Below are 337 nucleotides of genomic sequence, written 5' to 3' on the forward strand. Positions count from 1 at the left end.
TTGCTCTCTCTTCTTCTTTTGCTTTTGCTATTTCTCTTGCTCTCTCTTCTTCTTTTGCTTTTGCTACTTCTCTTGCTCTCTCTTCTTCTTTTGCTTTTGCTATTTCTCTTGCTCTCTCTTCTTCTTTTGCTTTTGCTATTTCTCTTGCTCTCTCTTCTTCTTTTGCTTTTGCTACTTCTCTTGCTTTCTCTTCTTCTTTTGCTTTTGCTACTTCTCTTGCTCTCTCTTCTTCTTTTGCTTTTGCTACTTCTCTTGCTTTTTCTTCTTCTTTTGCTTTTGCTACTTCTCTTGCTTTTTCTTCTTCTTTTGCTTTTGCTACTTCTCTTGCTTTTTCTTC

The 337-nt window shown here is 36.2% G+C and carries 1 protein-coding gene; it reads right to left on the reverse strand.

The features are described from left to right. A partial coding sequence (locus AC2CGR_RS09865; RefSeq protein ID WP_484480913.1) for a hypothetical protein occupies window positions 1-337 on the reverse strand: 337 nt, incomplete at both ends.

The sequence above is a fragment of the Bacillus sp. LSHTCR4 genome (genome assembly GCF_057197025.1).